The sequence below is a fragment of the Celerinatantimonas marina genome (assembly GCF_046054165.1).
GTDB lineage: Bacteria > Pseudomonadota > Gammaproteobacteria > Enterobacterales > Celerinatantimonadaceae > Celerinatantimonas.
This window is the reverse complement of record NZ_JBFNXK010000012.1, coordinates 48,165-63,993: the sequence shown is the minus strand read 5'-3', so window position 1 is coordinate 63,993 and position 15,829 is coordinate 48,165. Positions and strand designations below refer to the sequence as shown.

17 protein-coding genes are annotated in these 15,829 nt (G+C 44.1%); all 17 read left to right on the top strand.

What is annotated here, in order from left to right; genetic code table 11:
- Nucleotides 1-21: 21 nt before the first annotated feature.
- The 17 genes from ABUE20_RS13505 to glmU all read left to right on the top strand — a co-directional run bounded on the left by ABUE20_RS13505 (nt 22) and on the right by glmU (nt 15,828).
- Nucleotides 22-693, top strand: a complete 672-nt coding sequence (locus ABUE20_RS13505) for an amino acid ABC transporter permease (protein WP_408620466.1) — start codon at nt 22-24, stop codon at nt 691-693.
- Complete coding sequence (locus ABUE20_RS13500) at nt 690-1,427, top strand: amino acid ABC transporter ATP-binding protein (RefSeq protein WP_408620465.1); 738 nt, start codon at nt 690-692, stop codon at nt 1,425-1,427. Before ABUE20_RS13505 ends, ABUE20_RS13500 begins: the two co-directional genes overlap by 4 nt.
- 318 nt (nt 1,428-1,745) lie before the next feature.
- Nucleotides 1,746-2,195 (top strand): FMN-binding protein MioC, encoded by a 450-nt coding sequence (gene mioC / locus ABUE20_RS13495; protein ID WP_408620464.1) that lies wholly within the window; start codon nt 1,746-1,748, stop codon nt 2,193-2,195.
- Nucleotides 2,196-2,585: 390 nt separating this feature from the next.
- Complete coding sequence (mnmG, locus tag ABUE20_RS13490) at nt 2,586-4,475, top strand: tRNA uridine-5-carboxymethylaminomethyl(34) synthesis enzyme MnmG (RefSeq protein ID WP_408620463.1); 1,890 nt, start codon at nt 2,586-2,588, stop codon at nt 4,473-4,475.
- A complete protein-coding gene (rsmG, locus tag ABUE20_RS13485; protein ID WP_408620462.1) occupies nt 4,450-5,118 on the top strand; it encodes a 16S rRNA (guanine(527)-N(7))-methyltransferase RsmG in 669 nt (222 codons plus the stop codon). The genes mnmG and rsmG overlap by 26 nt, the downstream gene beginning before the upstream one ends.
- 8 nt (nt 5,119-5,126) lie before the next feature.
- Nucleotides 5,127-5,915, top strand: coding sequence for a ParA family protein (locus ABUE20_RS13480; protein WP_408620461.1), 789 nt, complete (start codon nt 5,127-5,129; stop codon nt 5,913-5,915).
- Between the two features lie 23 nt (nt 5,916-5,938).
- Nucleotides 5,939-6,832, top strand: coding sequence for a ParB/RepB/Spo0J family partition protein (locus ABUE20_RS13475; RefSeq protein ID WP_408620460.1), 894 nt, complete (start codon nt 5,939-5,941; stop codon nt 6,830-6,832).
- Nucleotides 6,833-7,116: 284 nt separating this feature from the next.
- Entirely contained in the window at nt 7,117-7,506 is a 390-nt protein-coding gene (locus ABUE20_RS13470) for an ATP synthase subunit I (RefSeq protein ID WP_408620459.1), read from the top strand.
- Nucleotides 7,507-7,516: 10 nt separating this feature from the next.
- A complete protein-coding gene (atpB, locus tag ABUE20_RS13465; protein ID WP_408620458.1) occupies nt 7,517-8,296 on the top strand; it encodes a F0F1 ATP synthase subunit A in 780 nt (259 codons plus the stop codon).
- A gap of 52 nt (nt 8,297-8,348) precedes the next feature.
- The gene (gene atpE, locus ABUE20_RS13460) at nt 8,349-8,588 is read left to right on the top strand and encodes a F0F1 ATP synthase subunit C (RefSeq protein WP_408620457.1); all 240 of its coding nucleotides are present in this window, start codon (nt 8,349-8,351) and stop codon (nt 8,586-8,588) included.
- A 67-nt stretch (nt 8,589-8,655) separates the two neighbouring features.
- A complete protein-coding gene (gene atpF, locus ABUE20_RS13455) occupies nt 8,656-9,126 on the top strand; it encodes a F0F1 ATP synthase subunit B (protein WP_408620456.1) in 471 nt (156 codons plus the stop codon).
- 19 nt (nt 9,127-9,145) lie between these two features.
- On the top strand, nt 9,146-9,679 hold the full coding sequence (atpH, locus tag ABUE20_RS13450; protein ID WP_408620455.1) for a F0F1 ATP synthase subunit delta: 534 nt from the start codon (nt 9,146-9,148) through the stop codon (nt 9,677-9,679).
- A 14-nt stretch (nt 9,680-9,693) separates the two neighbouring features.
- Nucleotides 9,694-11,235 (top strand): F0F1 ATP synthase subunit alpha, encoded by a 1,542-nt coding sequence (gene atpA, locus ABUE20_RS13445; protein ID WP_408620454.1) that lies wholly within the window; start codon nt 9,694-9,696, stop codon nt 11,233-11,235.
- Nucleotides 11,236-11,259: 24 nt separating this feature from the next.
- Nucleotides 11,260-12,123, top strand: a complete 864-nt coding sequence (atpG, locus tag ABUE20_RS13440) for a F0F1 ATP synthase subunit gamma (protein WP_408620453.1) — start codon at nt 11,260-11,262, stop codon at nt 12,121-12,123.
- A 34-nt stretch (nt 12,124-12,157) separates the two neighbouring features.
- On the top strand, nt 12,158-13,537 hold the full coding sequence (gene atpD, locus ABUE20_RS13435) for a F0F1 ATP synthase subunit beta (RefSeq protein ID WP_408620452.1): 1,380 nt from the start codon (nt 12,158-12,160) through the stop codon (nt 13,535-13,537).
- A 43-nt stretch (nt 13,538-13,580) separates the two neighbouring features.
- Nucleotides 13,581-14,006: a F0F1 ATP synthase subunit epsilon gene (locus ABUE20_RS13430; protein WP_408620451.1), complete on the top strand. Its 426-nt coding sequence runs from the start codon at nt 13,581-13,583 to the stop codon at nt 14,004-14,006.
- A gap of 448 nt (nt 14,007-14,454) precedes the next feature.
- Nucleotides 14,455-15,828 (top strand): bifunctional UDP-N-acetylglucosamine diphosphorylase/glucosamine-1-phosphate N-acetyltransferase GlmU, encoded by a 1,374-nt coding sequence (glmU, locus tag ABUE20_RS13425; RefSeq protein ID WP_408620450.1) that lies wholly within the window; start codon nt 14,455-14,457, stop codon nt 15,826-15,828.
- Nucleotide 15,829: the final 1 nt, after the last annotated feature.

Sequence of the window (15,829 nt, the reverse complement as noted above, 5' to 3'; positions counted from 1 at the left end):
CTTTTTTATTTGAGGCTACCGATGCAATTTGATTATGCATATATGTTAGGGCTGTTCCCGATCCTCCTGAAATATTTGGGAACCACAATGGGAATGGCCGTTATCGGCATGATGTTCGCACTCATCCTTGCGATTATTATTGCCAACATCCGTATTTTTAAAGTCCCCGTTTTAAACGGGATTTGTCAGCTTTATATCAGCTTTTTCCGGGGAACACCGCTACTGGTCCAAATGTTCCTATTTTACTACGGACTCCCGCAGCTGATCCCGGTTCTCGTGGGTATCAATGCCTTTACGGCGGCAGTTATTGCTCTGACACTGCACTTTGCCGCCTACATGACCGAAAGTATTCGTGCAGCCATCATCGGCATCGACCACAGCCAAATGGAAGCTAGCCTCTCCATCGGCATGACCACATCCCAAGCCATGCGCCGAATCATTCTACCTCAGGCCGCGCGTATTGCTTTTCCATCATTGGTGAACTATTTCATCGATATGATTAAATCAACTTCACTAGCCTTTACACTGGGCGTGGCTGAGATGATGGCAACCGCACAAACTGAAGCCTCTTCCAGCTTTAAATATCTGGAAGCCTTTTTAGCGGTTGCGCTCATCTATTGGGCCATCGTCGTCATCCTGACTCGCATTCAACTTTTTACCGAACAAAAATTAAATAAGGCGTATCAACGATGATCCAGATTACCAATTTGCATAAAAGTTTTGGAACGACCACCATTTTAAAAGGGATCGATCTGGATATTGCTCAGGGTGAGATCGTCTGTGTCATAGGCTCCAGTGGAACCGGTAAATCTACGCTATTACGCTGTATTAATTTTCTGGAACAAGCCGATCAAGGCACCATTCAATTAGATGAACAAAAAGTCGATGTAACCCAAGCCACACGCCAACAAATTCTAGCACTACGTCGCTCAACCGGATTTGTATTTCAAAACTATGCTCTATTCGCCCATCTGAACGCCCGAAACAATATTGCTGAAGGGCTGATAACCGTTCACCATTATCCAAAACCTAAAGCCTACCAAATCGCCGAACAAATTCTGGCTGAAATAGGGCTGGCTGACAAAGGGGATGCTTATCCGGCCTCATTATCCGGGGGCCAACAACAACGCATCGGCATTGGCCGTGCCATGGCTTTAAAACCCCAAATATTGCTGTTTGATGAACCCACTTCAGCGCTGGATCCCGAATGGGTCGGCGAAGTCTTGGCCCTAATGAAAAAACTGGCCAAAAATCATCAGACCATGTTAATCGTGACTCATGAAATGCAATTTGCTAGAGAAGTGGCTGATCGGATCATCTTTATGGCCGATGGTAATATCGTCGAACAAGGAACCCCCCAACAAATTTTCGAAACACCACACGATCCTCGTTTACAGCAATTCATCCAGAAAGTCACCGCCCATTAAATACCACTCATCGCGAAAGGGTTAACCTTGTATCACCTTTTCGCGATTCTCTTCTATTTATAGCCATTCACATCACATATCCCCAGATCCTTTGATCTCAAATTTAAAGGATCTCGTGCATAGATCCAAAAAGCCCTTGATCAACAGGGTTGATCGTCCGATCAAGATCGGCGAATATCCAGTGCACAAAATGTGGATCCTGTGTGAGCAATTCTCGATCATAAAAAGAGATGGATCGTTTTTGACAGGGCATTTAGGCTATATATAAAAAAGCATCCACAAACTAAATGTAACACTTTAAGAACCCAAGGAGAGCTTATGGAAATCGATCTTATCGTTGGATCGATGCTCGGCGCAGCCGAATATGTTGCTGATGAAGTCGAACAACAATTATTGGATCAACATCAGGTAACCCAACACTTAGATGCTGATTTAGCAGAGCTGAAAACTGATGGTAGCCATGTCTGGTTGATTTGCACATCCACTCACGGTGCAGGCGATTTTCCTGACAATATAGAACCCTTTATGAGTCAACTTCAGCAAGAACGACCTGATTTAAGCCAGCTCAAATACGGTGTTATCGCTTTGGGTTCAAGCCAATATGATTCATTCTGCCAGGCGGGTCGAGATGCGGATCAATTACTTCAAGATTTAGGTGCGACCCGAATTGGCGAACGTCTAGAAATAGATGCGGTTGAAGAACCGGTTCCAGAAGATGTCGCCCTAGAATGGTTACCACAGTGGCGAGAACAACTAGAAGCACAATAATTTTCCACAAGGAAAAGAATAAACTGTGAATAACGGGATCAATATCCATTGCGTTTACCGAGGTTATTCCTATGGATAACTTTAAGTAGATCTTCACCTGTGGATAAACAAGGATCTTGATCCCAGCTTCTCCGCGATCAGATCTCAGTTTTTGCACATCTTTTGATCTTATTTAATAGTTTGATTTTTATATGTTTTTAAACGTTGATCACAGGATCTGCGATCCCTAATAGTAGATCTAATAAAAGATCTTTAAATAAGATCTTTATATTATTTAATTAAGATCTTTAACGCGATCCTTTTAAAAATGATCGTTTCTTCTGCTTCATTAAATCGGTAGAATATGTACCCCCTTCAACAGGGATCGATTTAAGTAACGAGGCTTGTCAGATGTTCTTTAAACAACAGTTCGATGTCATCGTTGTCGGTGGTGGTCACGCCGGCACAGAAGCAGCTGCAGCTGCAGCAAGAATGGGCAGAAAAACACTTCTGCTGACTCACAATATTGAAACGCTTGGACAAATGTCATGTAATCCGGCGATCGGTGGGATCGGCAAAGGACATCTAGTTCGAGAGATCGATGCTTTAGGCGGGATCATGGCTCGCGCAGCCGATCGGGGCGGCATTCAATTTAGAACTTTAAATTCCAGTAAAGGTCCAGCTGTTCGGGCTACGAGAGCTCAAGCAGACCGGTTGCTCTACAAAGCTGCTGTTCGCCAAATGCTGGAAAATCAGTCTAATCTGTATCTATTTCAACAAGCCTGTGATGACTTAATCGTCGAAGGTGAACGGGTAGTCGGTGTTGTCACTCAGGCGGGATTAAAATTATATGCTAAAACGGTTGTTCTCACAGTAGGGACCTTTTTAGCTGGGCGTATTCATATTGGCTTAGATAATTACGCCGGCGGGCGTGCCGGTGATCCACCAGCACAACGATTGGCTGAACGATTACATGAACTGCCACTGCGTATTGCTCGTCTCAAAACCGGTACACCTCCTCGTATCGATGCCCGAACCATTGATTTTTCAGTCATGAAAGAGCAACCCGGAGATATGCCTGAACCTGTATTTTCATTTTTAGGGGATCGCAGCGAACATCCACAGCAAATTCCTTGTTATATCACGCATACCAATGAGCGAACTCATGAGATCATCCGGGGTGGATTGGATCGTAGCCCGATGTTTACCGGGGTGATCGAAGGGATCGGCCCTCGTTACTGCCCATCGATCGAAGATAAGATCAATCGGTTTGCCGATAAAAACAGTCATCAGATCTTTTTAGAGCCTGAAGGGTTAACCACTCATGAAGTATATCCGAATGGGATCTCGACCAGTTTGCCGTTTGATGTTCAAGTCGAACTGGTTCACTCTATTCAAGGTCTTGAAAATGCACATATCCTAAGACCGGGTTATGCCATTGAATATGATTATTTTGATCCCCGCGATCTCAAAATGACACTCGAGAATAAACATATCCATGGATTATTCTTTGCCGGACAAATCAATGGGACCACCGGTTACGAAGAAGCGGGCGCTCAAGGCATCATCGCAGGACTCAATGCCGCACGTCTAGCCTGGGACGAAGAAGGATGGGCCCCTCGTCGTGAGGAATCCTATGTTGGCGTATTGATTGACGATCTGGCAACTTTAGGTACGAAAGAACCGTATCGAATGTTTACCAGTCGTGCAGAATATCGCTTGCTGCTGCGGGAAGATAACGCCGATATTCGTTTTACTCCGAAAGGCCGTGAACTTGGATTAGTCGACGATTATCGTTGGCAAAAATTTAACGAAAAACAAGAAGCGGTTGAACTGGAACGGCAACGACTTCGTGATACCTGGGTACATCCCAATACGCCGGGGATCAATGAACTTACACCATTACTAAAAACTCCGATCAACCGTGAACATCGACTGGAAGAAGTGTTACGTCGTCCCGAAATGACCTATGAAAAACTCATGTCCGTTTCGATATTCGGTCCGGGTCTTGAACAGGCCAGCGCGGCGGAACAGGTCGAGGTTCAGGTTAAATATGATGGCTACATCAAACGTCAATTAGAAGAGATTGAAAAAAATCGACGTCATGAGCGGACTTTAATCCCTGAAAATTTGAATTTTAAAGTGATTAGTGGCTTATCCAATGAAGTCGTTGCTAAATTGGAATCGGCTCGTCCCGAAACCATTGGTCAGGCTTCCCGGATATCTGGTATTACCCCGGCAGCAATATCGTTGCTACTCGTCTATCTTAAAAAACATGATCTGGCTCGGAAGTCAGCATAAGGGTGATCGGGTGCTAAAATCATTATTAGATTCGCTACTGGCAGAAGCCCATATTCAGTTAGAGCCATTTCAGTCAGAACAATTAATTCAATTGGTTCAGTTACTGGATAAATGGAATAAAGCTTATAATTTAACATCGGTTCGTGATCCAAAAGAGATGTTGACTCGGCATATTCTGGACTCACTGGTGGTTAGCCCTTATCTTCAAGGGCAATCTTTTATCGACGTGGGAACTGGCCCAGGTCTTCCCGGATTACCATTGGCTATTGTGAATCCGGATAAACAGTTTGTACTGCTGGATTCATTGGGAAAACGAATTCGTTTTATCACTCAAGTGTGCCATGAACTTAAACTGACTAATGTCACCCCGATACAAAGTCGGGTTGAAGATTATCAAAATGGTCCCAAATTCGATGGTGTTTTAAGCAGGGCCTTTGCCTCACTGGCAGATATGTTACAGTGGTGTTCTCACTTACCGGCAAATCATGGTAAATTTTACGCGCTGAAAGGAATTGTTCCAGAGCCGGAAATTGAAGCATTAAGTGATGATTTTGCCGTAACTGATATTATCAAGTTACAGGTTCCAAGACTTGAAGGGCAGCGTCATCTCGTTATTATTGAAAGAACTTTTAATCAAAAGTAGAGACTATCGTGGCTAAAGTGATCGCCGTTGCTAACCAAAAAGGTGGCGTTGGTAAAACGACTACAAGTGTCAATCTGGCTGCTTCTATGGCAGCGACCAAACGTAAAGTCTTGTTGATCGATCTCGATCCGCAGGGAAATGCGACGATGGGCAGTGGAGTCGATAAATATGAGGTTCCTAAAACGAGCTATGAATTGCTCGTGGATGAAGAACCCATTCAGGAGCTTGTGGTTCATGAAACCTCTGGGGGTTACGATTTATTAGCGGCTAATTCTGACGTTACTGCGGCTGAAATTAAATTGATGGAATTTTTCGCTCGCGAAGTTCGATTGCGTAATGCTCTGGAACCCGTTCGGGATCAATATGATTATATCTTCATTGATTGTCCGCCTTCTCTGAATATGTTAACCGTGAATGCCATGGCTGCAGCTGATTCAGTGTTGGTGCCGATGCAGTGTGAATATTATGCATTGGAAGGACTGACCGCGTTAATGGATACCATTAGTAAGTTGGCTTCTGTCGTGAATCCCAATCTCAAAATTGAGGGGATTTTACGAACGATGTTTGATCCAAGAAACCGTTTGGCAGCCGATGTAGCCAGCCAGCTCAAGCAACATTTTGGTGAAAAAGTTTATCGAACCGTCATTCCCCGTAATGTCCGGTTAGCTGAAGCGCCTAGTTTTGGTAAACCTGCCATGTATTACGACAAAACATCAAATGGAGCGAAAGCCTATCTGGCTCTGGCTGGCGAAATTATTCGTCGTCAGGAATCTAGTCAGACGGTTGCAGCGAGTTAATTATCATGGGAGCAGATTCATCAATGTCGCCTCGTAAACGTGGTTTAGGTAAAGGCCTGGATGTTTTACTCAGTACCAGTCATTCAGCTCGGCAGCGAGAACAGTATTTAGCCGATGATGATGCATCGTTGCCTGGGCAAGGTGATTCATCGTTACGTTCGCTACCGATTGAATGGTTAAAATCGGGTAAATATCAGCCACGTAAAGATATGTCGAGCGAGGCCCTGGAAGAATTAGCGCAATCGATTCAGGCTCAAGGGGTCATTCAGCCCATAGTGGTTCGTGCTATCGGACCTGAAAAATACGAAATTATTGCCGGTGAGCGGCGCTGGCGAGCGGCTCAGATTGCTTGCTTACATGACGTTCCTTGTATTATCAAAAATGTTGAAGATGATGCAGCGGTGGCGATGGCGTTGATTGAAAATATTCAGCGTGAAGATCTCAATGCGATGGAAGAAGCTTCAGCATTGCAGCGGCTTCTTGATGAATTTTCCCTGACGCATCAGCAGGTTGCTGATGCTGTTGGTAAATCCCGCACCGCTATCAGTAATTTATTACGGCTAAATGGTTTGACCGATGAAGTCAAACTGCTGGTGGAACACGGTGATATCGAAATGGGGCATGCCCGAGCCTTACTCGCACTTGAAGGTATCCAACAGATTGAAGCTGGACGGCTGATTGCGGCCAAAGGGCTAACTGTTCGAGATACGGAAAAGTTAGTTAAAAAAATACTTAATCCTGCACCTGCTAAAGCGCCGGTTCAGTCTGATCCAGATGTTGAACGGTTGCAGCAGCGTCTTTCAGAACAACTTGGCTCTGCTGTTAAAATTCAACAGACTAAACAAGGCCAAGGTCGTTTAGTCATTAGCTACACATCATTATCAGAACTAGATCAAATTATTAATAAGTTTCGTTAACTATTTTGAGAAAGATACTGTAATTTTATTTCTTTATAGCGTATTTTTGCCGGCCAATCATGTAATAAATTGACATGAGTCAACATGCCAAGAGTGCTACAGGTTGAATATATGGGCGTTAGTTTCTATCTGCAAAATATATTGCTGATGTAACGCGAAAGTTATCTTTATAAGGAAACATTTCGTGTTGTTAACAAGATTGCAATGATGTTTTAGCAACGTATAATTGCAGCGCTTGTTAGCGGTTTGCAGTATGTGACTCGATGCTGACAGGGAGTAATACAGTGTCTGAACGGTTTGTCGAATATACACATACGCGTGTAGTTCGTTTGATCGGTTATCAAGCCTGTTTTATTTTTATGATGGCCTTGGGAGCCACTGTTACTGAAAATACGTCATACATTTTTTCAGTAATTTTGGGCTCTATTGTTTTTTTTATTCCGAATTGGTTTTTTATCTCGTTTTCCATGTTGTTTGATAGGTGGAACGAAGACGCATTTGGCGTAAAAAAAATCTACATAGGTCAGGCAGTTAAACTGGTATTGGTGTTAGGACTTGGTGCTATCAGTCTTCACTTCTTTTCTTTAAATGGCCTGTGTTTTTTACTGGCTTTTATTGGGAGTGTGATAGTGCATTGTTTTACTCTATTACTTATTTTTCAGAATAAAAGGTAGGACTTTTTGTATGGCTGCAACTGGAGAACCGATGACTTCCTCGGATTACATCGCACACCATTTGCATAATTTGCAAATGGGTTCTGGGTTTTGGCAGTTCAACGTTGATACTTTAGGGTTTTCAATTGTTTTGGGTGTTCTTTTTCTATGGTTGTTTTATTCCGTAGCAAAAAAAGCCTCAACAGGAGTCCCGGGTAAATTTCAATGTTTCGTTGAAATTATCGTTGAGTTTGTGGATGGGTCTGTGAATGATATTTTTCATGGCCGCAATAAATTAATTGCACCATTATCACTGACCATTTTCGTTTGGGTATTCCTGATGAATTTCATGGATATTATCCCAATCGATTTTATCCCTTACGTTGCTGAATCTCTGGGGTTGAAGTATTTTCGCGTCGTTCCGTCCGCGGATGTAAATATTACGATGTCGATGGCTTTAAGTGTCTTCTTTTTAACTCTATTTTATAGTTTTAAAGTGAAAGGGGTTGGTGGGTTTATCAAAGAACTTACTATGCAACCTTTTAATCATTGGGCGTTGAGTCCAATCAACTTGATCTTAGAAGTTATTTCACTTCTTTCGAAACCTATTTCGTTGGGGTTACGACTGTTTGGTAACATGTATGCAGGTGAGTTGATCTTCATCCTGATTGCTGCGTTGTTGCCGTTCTGGATCCAGTGGATTTTGTCGGTACCATGGGCAATTTTCCACATCTTAATTATTACGTTACAAGCATTTATCTTTATGGTCCTGACGATTGTTTATTTATCTCAGGCTTGTGAAGATCATTAAGTCTTTAACTCTTGTTTAATAACTTTAGTCGATAGAAATACTGGAGAAACTAATGGAAAATTTGAGTATGGATCTGTTGTTCATTGCTGCAGGTTTAATGATGGGCTTGGCAGCAATCGGTGCAGCGATTGGTATTGGTATTTTAGGTGGTAAATACTTGGAAGGTGCGGCTCGTCAGCCTGATATGATTCCTCTTCTTCGTACCCAGTTCTTCATCGTTATGGGTCTGGTTGATGCGATTCCTATGATTGCTGTTGGTTTGGGTCTATACGTCATGTTCGCTGTGGCTTAATGATTTCATACCACTGCTCATAAATTGATATTTAATTCACTTTTTTTAAGTTAAGAGAGGTATTGCAGTGAACATCAATGCAACCATCCTCGGCCAGGCTATCGCTTTTATTATCTTTGTCTGGTTTTGCATGAAATTTGTCTGGCCACCATTGTTGGCGGCTATTGAAAATCGTCAGAAAACAATTGCTGATGGTTTAGACAGTGCAGAACGGGCTAAAAAAGATCTGGAGCTAGCACAAACAAAAGCAGCAGATCAGTTAAAAAATGCCAAAAACGAAGCCGCCGTTATCATTGAGCAAGCGAATAAACGCAAATCGCAGATTATTGATGAAGCGAAACAGGAAGCTGTAGCTGAACGTGAGAAAATTGTTGCTCAGGGTCAGTCTGAATTAGAAGCTGAACGTAATCGTCTTCGTGAAGAATTGCGTGCGCAGGTCGCTGCATTAGCTATCGAAGGTGCTGAGAAAATTTTGCAGCGCTCTGTGGATGCTAATGTTAACAAAGACATTCTTGATAAGGTGCTCGCAGAGCTTTAGAGGGGTATAAGAAGAGCTTATGGCTGAAGAAAAAACCATTGCTCGCCCTTACGCGAAGGCTGCGTTTGAATATGCCGTTGAGCATGAGGCGATCGATAATTGGGCTACTATGTTAGGTTTTGCGAGTGAAGTCGCTAAAGACCAACAGGTGGTTGAATTCTTGACGAACGCTGATAAAACCCAGTTGATGGCTGATTTTTTCATCAGTGTTTGTGGGGAGCAACTCGACGAGCACGGTCAGAACTTTATCCGAGTTATGGCCGAAAATAAGCGACTGGGAGTACTCCCATCAGTTTGCGATGAATTTTTAGAGTTACAGGCTGAACATCTGAAACAAATAACTGTTCGTGTAACTAGTGCAACTGAATTGTCGAAGCCACAGCTGCAAACATTAACTGAAGCGCTGGAAAAACGATTAGCGCGCAGTGTGCAGCTTGACTGCTGTGTTGATAGTAGCCTCATTGCCGGAATGGTCATTACTGCTGGCGATCTGGTGATTGATAGCTCTGTGAAAGGGCAACTATCTAAACTGTCTGACACGCTCAAAGCGTAATTGGGGAATAGAGCATGCAACTGAATTCCACTGAGATTAGTGAACTGATCAAGAAAAGAATTGAACAGTTCGAGGTTGTAAGTGAAGCTCGTAATGAAGGGACTATCGTTTCTGTAAGTGACGGTATTCTCCGTATTCATGGCCTTGCTGAAGTCATGCAGGGTGAAATGATCGAGATTCCTGGCAACCGTTATGCGATTGCACTGAACTTGGAACGTGATTCCGTCGGTGCGGTTGTGATGGGACCTTACGCCGATTTGGCTGAAGGTGATAAAGTTTACAGTACTGGCCGTATTCTTGAAGTTCCGGTTGGTCGTGGCCTGTTAGGCCGAGTGGTCAATACACTGGGTCAGCCGATTGATGGTAAAGGTGCTGTTGAACATGATGGTTTCTCACCTGTAGAAGTGATTGCCCCTGGGGTTATGGCTCGTAAATCAGTTGATAAACCAGTACAGACCGGGATTAAGGCGATTGATGCCATGATCCCAATTGGTCGAGGCCAACGTGAGTTGATCATTGGTGACCGTCAGACTGGTAAAACAGCCATTGCCATGGATGCCATCATTAACCAGAAAAATTCTGGGATTAAATGTATCTATGTTGCGATCGGTCAGAAAGCATCAACCATTGCCAACGTGGTTCGCCATTTAGAAGAACATGGTGCGTTGGAATATACAACGATTGTTGCGGCTTCGGCTTCTGATACCGCTGCGTTGCAATATCTGGCTCCTTATGCCGGTTGTGCAATGGGCGAGTATTATCGTAACCGTGGTGAAGACGCGCTGATTATTTATGATGACCTGTCAAAACAGGCGGTTGCTTATCGTCAGATTTCACTGTTGCTTCGCCGTCCACCAGGTCGTGAAGCGTATCCTGGGGATGTGTTCTATTTGCACTCTCGTTTGTTGGAACGTTCTGCTCAGGTGAACGAACACTTCGTTGAAGAGTTCACTAAAGGTGAAGTGAAAGGTAAATCCGGTTCATTGACTGCATTGCCTATTATTGAAACGCAAGCGGGTGACGTATCTGCATTCGTACCAACCAACGTAATTTCGATTACTGATGGTCAGATCTTCTTGACTACCCAGCTGTTTAACTCAGGGATTCGCCCTGCGGTTGACCCTGGTATTTCAGTATCTCGAGTCGGTGGTGCGGCACAGACTAAAATCATCAAAAAACTGTCTGGTGGTATTCGTACTGCATTGGCTCAGTATCGTGAGCTGGCTGCGTTTGCTCAGTTTGCATCTGACTTGGATGAAGCAACTCGTAAACAGTTGGATCACGGTCGTAAAGTAACTGAATTGATGAAACAAGGTCAGTTCTCTCCTCGTACTGTTTCTGAGCAGGCTTTAGGCTTGTATGCTGCTGAAAACGGCTTCTTGGATGATGTCGAAGAGAAGAAAATCGTCGATTTTGAAGCTGCATTGATTTCATATGCGAAAGCTGAACATGCAGAACTGTTGGCGACTATCGATGAAGCTGGTGCTTTCAACGAAGAGATTGATGCCAAATTGAAAACTCTACTGGAGTCTTTCAAATCAACTCAGACTTGGTAATCCACTTTGATAGGAGCGTAAATTATGGCCGGCGCAAAAGAGATTAAAGGTAAAATTGGCAGTGTTCAGAACACTCAGAAAATTACCAAGGCGATGCAGATGGTTGCGGCAAGTAAAATGCGACGTTCGCAAGAGCGAATGGAAGCAAGCCGTCCTTATGCAAACACAATGCGCAAAATGATCGGTCATATCGCGCTTGGGAAACTTGAGTATAAACATCCTTATACTCAAGAACGTGAACCTAAGCGCGTCGGCTATATCATTGTTTCCAGTGACCGTGGTTTATGTGGTGGTTTAAATATCAACGCGTTTAAAACAGCTTTGCAAGATATGCAATCCTGGAGTGAAAAAGGTGTTGAAGTCGATTTAGCCCTGTTAGGGTCAAAAGCCACTGCTTTTTACAATAGTCACGGTGGACACGTAGTTGCCCAAAACTCAGGGTTGGGTGATAACCCAACGGTTGACGAGTTGGTGGGTACCGTGCGTGTCATGCTGGATGCCTATGATGAAGGGCGTTTAGACCGGTTATTTTTGGTTTATAACGAATTTATTAATACGATGGTTCAAAAGCCGAAAATCGATCAGATTTTGCCACTGCCTAAAGCAGATGATCCTGAAATTGCAAAACGTAACTGGGACTATATTTATGAACCCGATGCGCGAGATATTCTCGATACATTGATGGTTCGTTATGTGGAGTCTCAGGTATATCAGGCATGCGTTGAAAACTTGGCATGCGAACAGGCTGCCCGAATGATATCGATGAAGTCTGCAACTGATAATGCCACCAGCCTGATTGATAATCTGCAATTGGTTTACAACAAAGAACGTCAGACAGCGATTACTCAGGAACTGACGGAAATTGTTTCAGGTGCTGCAGCGGTTTAAGGCAGCTAAGCATAAAGAATTTAGAGGAATCAACATGAGTAACGGTAACATCGTCCAGATTATTGGCGCTGTTGTGGACGTTGAGTTTCCACTGGACAGCGTGCCTCACGTCTACGATGCGCTGAAAGTTGAAAGTGCTGATGGGTTAGTACTTGAAGTTCAGCAGCAAATTGGCGGCGGCGTTGTACGGTGTATTGCGATGGGGTCATCAGATGGCTTGAGTCGTGGTATGACTGTTGGCAACACTGGCGAAGCAATTAAAGTACCTGTTGGTGAAGGAACTCTGGGACGGATTATGAACGTTCTGGGTGAACCTGTAGATGGTGTGGGTGATATTGAAACTGATGAAAAATATATCATTCACCGGGCTGCACCAACTTATGAAGAACAATCAAACACCGTTGAATTGTTAGAAACGGGTGTAAAAGTGATTGACCTGATTTGCCCATTTGCCCGTGGTGGTAAAATTGGTTTGTTCGGCGGTGCCGGTGTTGGTAAAACCGTCAACATGATGGAGTTAATTAACAACATCGCCAAAGAACACTCAGGTTTATCTGTATTCGCCGGGGTAGGGGAACGGACTCGTGAAGGGAACGACTTCTACTACGAAATGAAAGAATCTGGCGTTATCGATAAAGTATCAATGGTTTATGGTCAGATGAACGAGCCACCAGGAAACCGTCTGCGGGTTGCTTTGACTGGTCTGACTATGGCAGAAAAATTCCGTGACGATGGCCGTGACGTATTGTTGTTCATTGACAACATTTATCGTTATACCTTGGCTGGGACTGAAGTATCAGCGCTGTTAGGTCGTATGCCATCTGCGGTGGGTTATCAGCCAACACTGGCCGAAGAAATGGGTGTTCTGCAGGAACGTATTACGTCAACTAAAAGTGGTTCAATTACATCTATCCAGGCTGTTTATGTGCCAGCGGATGACTTGACTGACCCATCACCTGCAACAACATTCGCGCATTTGGATGCAACCGTCGTATTGTCGCGTAATATTGCGGCGTTAGGTTTGTATCCTGCGGTGGATCCTCTGGACTCAACCAGTCGTCAGTTGGATCCTATGGTTATTGGTCAGGAACACTATGACGTTGCTCGTGGTGTACAGACTGTCTTACAGCGCTATGAAGAATTGAAAGACATTATCGCCATTTTGGGGATGGATGAACTTTCAGAAGACGATAAACTGGCTGTGGCCCGTGCTCGTAAAATTCAGCGTTTTCTGACACAACCTTACCATGTTGCCGAAGTCTTCACCGGTACACCAGGTATCTATGTGCCACTGAAAGAAACCATTCGTGGTTTTAAAGGAATTCTGGATGGGGATTATGATGATATCCCTGAACAGGCATTCTTGTATTGTGGTGCTATTGAAGACGTGGTTGAAAAAGCCAAAAAACTGTAATCTTTCATTAAGAAAGAGGACTTAATCGTTTTAGGAGGCAATCATGGCAGCAATGACAGTCCATTTGGATGTGGTAAGTGCTGAGAATAAAATGTTCTCAGGGCTTGTTGAGCGCATTCAGGTGACCGGTCAGGAAGGGGAACTTGGCATTCATTATGGTCATGCTCCGTTGCTGACACCGATTAAGCCAGGAATGGTTCGTATTGTAAAACAGCATGGCGTTGAAGAAGTGATCTACCTATCAGGTGGGATCCTTGAAGTTCAGCCGAAAGTCATTACTGTTTTAGCTGATACGGCAATTCGTGGTGAAGATTTGGATCGCGCTAAAGCTGAACAGGCAAGAAAATCCGCTGAAGAGCGAATTAGTAATCCTCATAGTGATGTTGATTATGCTCAGGCTCAAAGTGAATTAGCGAAAGCTATCGCTCAGTTACGAGTTCTGGACATTGTCAAAGGCCGCGATCATTAATAGTGAACAGCAAAAAATATAAGGCAACCTTTGGGTTGCCTTTTTTATATCTCCTCTTTGAAAATAAAGGGAAGAACAGTTGCTCCCGGTATCTGAATTCGGAAAATACGCTTCTCCTGACCAAAGGGCTCTAATATATAAAAAGCACTATCGTGCTCTGAAGATGGCGTTACCTCATTATTTTATATTGAGTTTTTCTCGATTCACAAATTCCCTCATCCTGGTTTACCGACAAACTCGCCTTTATGTAAACCAAACGGTCTTACGAATAAGTTTGTAGCGAATACCTTTTTAACAGATAGCCCTCCCATATCAGGATGGGCCACTCAAACATTATCTGCCCATTAGCTCAAATAGCTCGGTCATGATCCCATCGTGAATGGCTGTTCTATTGAGCTCCAATTGTTATAATCTAGCTATCATTATGAATTTAAAAGTGGAGTTATCCATGGGCTTAAGTGTGGTCATTCTTGCTGCAGGCAAAGGGACTCGAATGTATTCAAGTTTACCTAAAGTTTTACATCCGATTGCGGGCAAGGCTATGGTTCAGCATGTTATTGACAGTGCCAGAGCGATAGGCGCTAAGCCAATCCATTTGGTGTATGGCTATGGGGGTGACCAACTCAAGCAGGGAATTAGCGGTGATGACTTAAACTGGGTTGAACAAGTCGAACAGCTGGGAACAGGTCATGCTATGTTACAGGCTGCGCCTCAGTTTAAAGCGGATGATACGGTGCTGATGCTCTATGGTGATACGCCACTGGTTGAAGTGGAAACTTTGCAGCGGCTGGTAGATGCTAAACCTGTTGAAGGTATTGCGCTGCTGACCATCAATCAGCCAGATCCAACGGGCTATGGCCGGATTGTTCGCAATAGTGCCGGGGATATTAGTGAAATTGTTGAGCAGAAAGATGCGACACCGGAACAGTTAGCCATCACGGAAGTGAATACCGGTATTATGGCAGCCAGTGGAGCGCTTTGGCAGCGGTACTTAAGCCAATTAACTAACGATAATGCCCAACAGGAATACTATGTGACCGACGTGATCCGGATGGCGGCCGAAGAGGGCCACAGTGTTAAAAGTGTTACCGCGCTGAATGTCAACGAAGTATCAGGTGTCAATAACCGGATCCAGCAGGCGGCATTGGAACGCGCTTATCAGCTTAAAATGGCCCATAAATTGTTGGCCTCCGGCGTTACCCTGATGGATCCGAACCGTTTTGATTTGCGTGGCAGCTTGGAGCATGGTCAGGATTGCGTGATTGATGTTAATTGCGTCTTTGAAGGTCGGGTCGTTCTGGGGCAGCGCGTCACGATTGCGCCCAATTGTGTACTTAAAGATTGTGTGATTGGTGATGATTGTGAAGTAAAAGCCAATACTGTGATCGAAGGCGCTGAACTCGAACCGTTTAGTTCGGTTGGACCATTTGCCCGGCTGCGCCCTGGCGCTAAATTATGTCGGGATGCGCATGTGGGCAATTTTGTGGAACTGAAAAAAGCGGTATTGGGTGAAGGTTCCAAATGTGGTCATTTAAGTTATTTAGGCGATGCACTGGTCGGTAAACAGGTCAATATTGGTGCCGGGACGATTACCTGTAATTATGATGGGGTGAATAAGTTTCGAACTGAAATTGGTGATGGGGCATTTATCGGGAGTGATAGCCAGCTGGTGGCTCCGGTTAAAGTGGGTAAGAATGCCTCGATTGGGGCCGGTTCGACGATCACCAAAGATACCCCAGATGAACAATTAACGCTGTCTCGGAGTAAGCAGGTTTCTGTACCGAGCTGGAAACGCCCAGTTAAAATCGACAAGGCGAACTAGG

What these genes read in the sequence shown, in the direction of transcription:
- ABUE20_RS13505 (WP_408620466.1), top strand. Translation starts at nt 22, where the DNA reads ATGCAATTTGATTATGCATATATGTTAGGGCTGTTCCCGATCCTCCTG.
- atpA (WP_408620454.1), top strand. Translation starts at nt 9,694, where the DNA reads ATGCAACTGAATTCCACTGAGATTAGTGAACTGATCAAGAAAAGAATT.
- atpB (WP_408620458.1), top strand. Translation starts at nt 7,517, where the DNA reads ATGGCTGCAACTGGAGAACCGATGACTTCCTCGGATTACATCGCACAC.
- atpE (WP_408620457.1), top strand. Translation starts at nt 8,349, where the DNA reads ATGGAAAATTTGAGTATGGATCTGTTGTTCATTGCTGCAGGTTTAATG.
- ABUE20_RS13430 (WP_408620451.1), top strand. Translation starts at nt 13,581, where the DNA reads ATGGCAGCAATGACAGTCCATTTGGATGTGGTAAGTGCTGAGAATAAA.
- atpD (WP_408620452.1), top strand. Translation starts at nt 12,158, where the DNA reads ATGAGTAACGGTAACATCGTCCAGATTATTGGCGCTGTTGTGGACGTT.
- mioC (WP_408620464.1), top strand. Translation starts at nt 1,746, where the DNA reads ATGGAAATCGATCTTATCGTTGGATCGATGCTCGGCGCAGCCGAATAT.
- mnmG (WP_408620463.1), top strand. Translation starts at nt 2,586, where the DNA reads ATGTTCTTTAAACAACAGTTCGATGTCATCGTTGTCGGTGGTGGTCAC.
- atpG (WP_408620453.1), top strand. Translation starts at nt 11,260, where the DNA reads ATGGCCGGCGCAAAAGAGATTAAAGGTAAAATTGGCAGTGTTCAGAAC.
- atpH (WP_408620455.1), top strand. Translation starts at nt 9,146, where the DNA reads ATGGCTGAAGAAAAAACCATTGCTCGCCCTTACGCGAAGGCTGCGTTT.
- ABUE20_RS13500 (WP_408620465.1), top strand. Translation starts at nt 690, where the DNA reads ATGATCCAGATTACCAATTTGCATAAAAGTTTTGGAACGACCACCATT.
- ABUE20_RS13475 (WP_408620460.1), top strand. Translation starts at nt 5,939, where the DNA reads ATGTCGCCTCGTAAACGTGGTTTAGGTAAAGGCCTGGATGTTTTACTC.
- glmU (WP_408620450.1), top strand. Translation starts at nt 14,455, where the DNA reads ATGGGCTTAAGTGTGGTCATTCTTGCTGCAGGCAAAGGGACTCGAATG.
- rsmG (WP_408620462.1), top strand. Translation starts at nt 4,450, where the DNA reads ATGATCTGGCTCGGAAGTCAGCATAAGGGTGATCGGGTGCTAAAATCA.